General features: G+C 74.3%; 3 protein-coding genes. 1 reads left to right on the plus strand and 2 read right to left on the minus strand.

Features of this window, described 5'->3' with window-relative positions; genetic code table 11:
• Positions 1 to 48: 48 nt before the first annotated feature.
• The gene (locus NWP09_RS12220; protein WP_258275779.1) at positions 49 to 2,073 is read right to left on the minus strand and encodes a DEAD/DEAH box helicase; all 2,025 of its coding nucleotides are present in this window, start codon (positions 2,071 to 2,073) and stop codon (positions 49 to 51) included.
• A gap of 408 nt (positions 2,074 to 2,481) precedes the next feature.
• The gene (locus NWP09_RS12225; protein WP_258275777.1) at positions 2,482 to 2,931 is read right to left on the minus strand and encodes an SRPBCC family protein; all 450 of its coding nucleotides are present in this window, start codon (positions 2,929 to 2,931) and stop codon (positions 2,482 to 2,484) included.
• Positions 2,932 to 3,072: 141 nt separating this feature from the next.
• Here NWP09_RS12225 and NWP09_RS12230 point away from each other — a divergent pair, with 141 nt between their 5' ends.
• Positions 3,073 to 3,498 carry an Hsp20/alpha crystallin family protein gene (locus NWP09_RS12230; protein WP_258275778.1) on the plus strand — a complete coding sequence of 142 codons (426 nt, stop codon included), beginning with the start codon at positions 3,073 to 3,075 and terminating at the stop codon, positions 3,496 to 3,498.
• Positions 3,499 to 3,668 lie beyond the last annotated feature (170 nt).

Below are 3,668 nucleotides of genomic sequence, written 5' to 3' on the forward strand. Positions count from 1 at the left end.
GGCGCGGCGCACCCCGCCGCGGCCGGGACGGCCGGGCGGGGTCGCTCGTCAGCGGCCGAGGCGCGCCGCGACCGCGTCGTGCAGCATGCCCGCGACCGCCTCGAGGCGCAGGTCGGTGCTCGTCGGCTCGTCGCCCACCGCACCGTCGATCGCACGGCCGACCATGCCGGCCTTGGTGTCGAGCAGCTCGGCGATGCGGGTGTCGATCGTCTGCGCGGCGAGGATCCGCCACACGGTGACCGGCATCGACTGCCCGATGCGGTGGATGCGGTCGATCGCCTGCGTCTGCTCGGCGTCCGTCCACGAGAGCTCGGCGAGCACCATGTCGGCGGCCCTCTGCAGGTTGACGCCCACGCCCGCCGCCATGAGCGAGCACACGATCACCTGCACCGAGTCGTCGTTCGTGAACGCGTCGATCGCCGCCTGCCGCTGCGTGGGCGTCTGGTCGCCGCGGATCGAGACCGTCTTGATCCCGGCCTTCGCGAGCGTCTGCTCCGCCGCGTCGAGGACGTCGATGTGCTTCGCGAAGAAGACGACCTTGCCGACCGAGTGCGCGAGCTGGCCCGCGTAGTCGGCGGCGAGCTCGGCCTTCGCGCGGCCGATGCGGCGCGCGAGCGCGAAGACGTTCTCGCCCGTGCCGCCCTCCTGCGTCTCGACCTCGCTGCGGGCGATGCGGCGCACGAGCTCGTCGTCGACCCGTGAGTCGTCGCGCGCATCGGCGGAGCGCTGCTCCATCGCCGCGTCGTAGCGCCGCAGCATGCGCTCGACGAGCTCGCGCTCGGCGGCGCGGATCGAGCGCACCGACGCCTCGTCGAGCTCGACGGGGATGTCGGCGATCCGGCGGGCGGGGATGTCGGAGGCGACGTCGATCTTGCGACGGCGCACGATCCCCATGTCGATCACGGCCCGGCGCGCCGCGGGGTAGAAGCCGCGGTCCATGGGCGTGAGCCCGATCTGCTCGAGCTCGTCGGTGAGCCGGGCGTTCGGCTCCTTGTGGTCGATCCAGCCGAGGAAGCGCCAGATCGCCCCGAAGTCCTCGATGTCGTTGATGAGCGGCGTGCCGGTGAGCGCCATGAGCAGCGGGTTGCCGATGCGCTCGCGGAGCGCCGCGGCGATCTGCAGCACGTGGCGCGAGCGCTTCGAGCGCGTGTTCTTGATGAAGTGCGCCTCGTCGACGACCATGCCGCGGAAGTTGAAGCGCTCGAGCCACCCGATGTGCCGGTCGAGCACCTCGTAGTTGACGACGACGACGTCGGCGAAGGCGTCGAGCGTGTCGCCGTCGCCCTGCAGCACGGCGGCGCGGCGGCCGGGCACCCAGCGCTCGGTCTCGCGCGCCCAGTTGATCTTCACGACGCTCGGCGCGACGACGAGCAGCGGGAACGCGTCCGCGGCCTGCGCCGCGAGCAGCGCCTGCGCGGTCTTGCCGAGGCCCGGCTCGTCGGCGAGCAGGAACGTGCGGTGCCCGTCGCGGGCCGCCTGCACGAGCTGCGCCTGGTGGTGCATGAGCTCCTTGCCGCCCGGCGCGATGTGGCGCTTGGGCTCGGGCAGCGGCATGCACGCCGGCTTGCCGTCGGCGGCGACCTCGAACGAGAGGTAGAGCGGCGAGAGCAGGTCGAAGCCCGCGAGGCGGTCGCGCTCGGGCTTGCGGCGCACGTGCGTGAGGTCGGGCTCGAGGAAGGGGTTCGCGAGCGCGACGCGGCGCACCGACGGCGGCACGACCTGCGGCACCTGCGGCTCGGTCTGCTCGGGCTCGGGCGCCGACTGCGGCTCGGGCGCCTCCTCGATGCCGGCGGCGGCGAGCATCTCGCGCTTGCGCTCCCGCACCGCGTCGGTGATGGGCGCGCCATCGCCGAGCAGCGGCAGGAGCGTGGGCTCACGGCTCGCGGCCTTCGCGAGGATGACGGCGATGCCGTCGAGGCGCTTGAGGTCCTCGGCCCGCTGGGCGTCGGTGAGCGCGGTGTCGGCGCGCACGCGGGCGCGCTCCTCGCGCGCGAGCATCGCGACGACCTGGAGCTTCACGCGCGTCGAGCGCGAGGCGGCGCCGCGCTTGACGCCTGCCTCGACCTGGCGCACGGCGCGCGCGAGCTGCGGGATGAGCGCGTCGCGGTCGCGGGCGGCCGGCTGCTGCGCGGCGGTGTCGTCGACGGCCAGGGGCGCGTCGAGGTCGACCGCGGATGCGTCGGTGTCCGGCGCATCGATGGTTGCGGCGTCTGCCACATGTCCTCCGTTCGAGGCGGGACCGGCGATGCGGGCCCCGAGGTTGACGGGCTTCGGCGAGCACCGACCGATCGGTCTCGCTCGTCGAGCCGGCGACGGCTGCTGGAGTGCACGGGCGGGGCCGCTTCGCGGCTCCGGCGGTGTCCGGCGCGCTGTCGCCACGGCAATGCTACCGGTTCATCGCCTGGATGCGCTCGGAGACCGCGCGGGACCTCGCTCGCGCGCGGGTCGTGCGCCGAGCGGCCTCGGGTGCTGCGCCGAGCGTCAGGCCTCGACGAGCTGCGCGAGCCGATCGATCGAGGCGAGCAGGTTCGCCGGCCGCGTGCTGCGCGCCCGCTCGAGCCGGCGCTCGTCGTGCAGCTCGGTCCAGTCGTACGTGTGGGTGACGCGCGTGCCGCCGTCCTCGGGCTCGAGCTCCCACCGCCACAGGTGCCCGATGGGCGGCGTGCCGACCTCGGCCGGCTTCCACGCGATGCGGCGCCCCTCCTCGAACTCGACGACGTGGTTCTCGCGCACCGCGCCCTGCGAGAGCGTCATCGAGAAGACGTCTCCCACCGCGCGCACGCGCTGCCCCTCGGGCGCCGAGCGGAGGTTGTCGTTCCCGTCCCACGCGGGCTGCCTGGCGGGGTCGGCGATCTGCTCGAAGATGGCGTCGGCCGGTGCGGCGATGATGCGGCTCGCCTGCACGACCCGCGAGGGCTCGGTGTCGGTCATGCACCGATCGAACCACGGCGCCGCCGCGCGCCGCCACCGGTCCGGCGGTGCCGCGCCGCGCATCCGCCCCTCGCCATTGAGACCGGTGTCGAAGCGGAGTAGACACGGAGCACACGACCGACGGCGACGGAGGGAGCCGCGATGAGCACCGACGCCACCCGCAAGTACCCGGTGTTCCCGCCGTTCACGGAATGGGTGGATGCGTTCGCCCTGCTCGGGGGCTGGGACGGCAAGGGCCCGCTGCCCGGCATCCGGGTCGAGGAGCTCATCGAGGACGACGCGTTCGTCGTGCACGCCGAGCTGCCGGGGCTCGACCCCGCGCGCGACATCGACGTGAAGGTCGAGGGCGGCACGCTCACGATCCACGCCGAGCGGCACCCGGACCGGCGGGAGAAGCAGCGCTCCGAGTTCCGGTACGGCGCGCTCGCGCGGGCGATCCGGCTGCCGCAGGGCGCGGACGCCGACGACATCACCGCCGTGTACGAGGACGGCATGCTCACCGTGCGCGTCGGGCTCGTGGCCGTGCCGCAGAAGGTGCGCCACATCCCGATCGAGCGGCGCGGCTGAGCCCGTGGCGGGAGCCGAGCGCACGGAGGACGGGCGCTGGATCGTCGTCGACGGGCGCCGCTGGCGCGCGGAGGACCCCGCGCTCGAGCCCGAGGTCGCGGCGAGCCTGCGCTCGCACCTCGGCCGCGGGCGATCGGCGGTGCGCACCGCCGTCGACGACGCCGCCAGGC

Source organism: Agrococcus sp. HG114 (assembly GCF_024723325.1).
Lineage (GTDB): Bacteria > Actinomycetota > Actinomycetes > Actinomycetales > Microbacteriaceae > Agrococcus.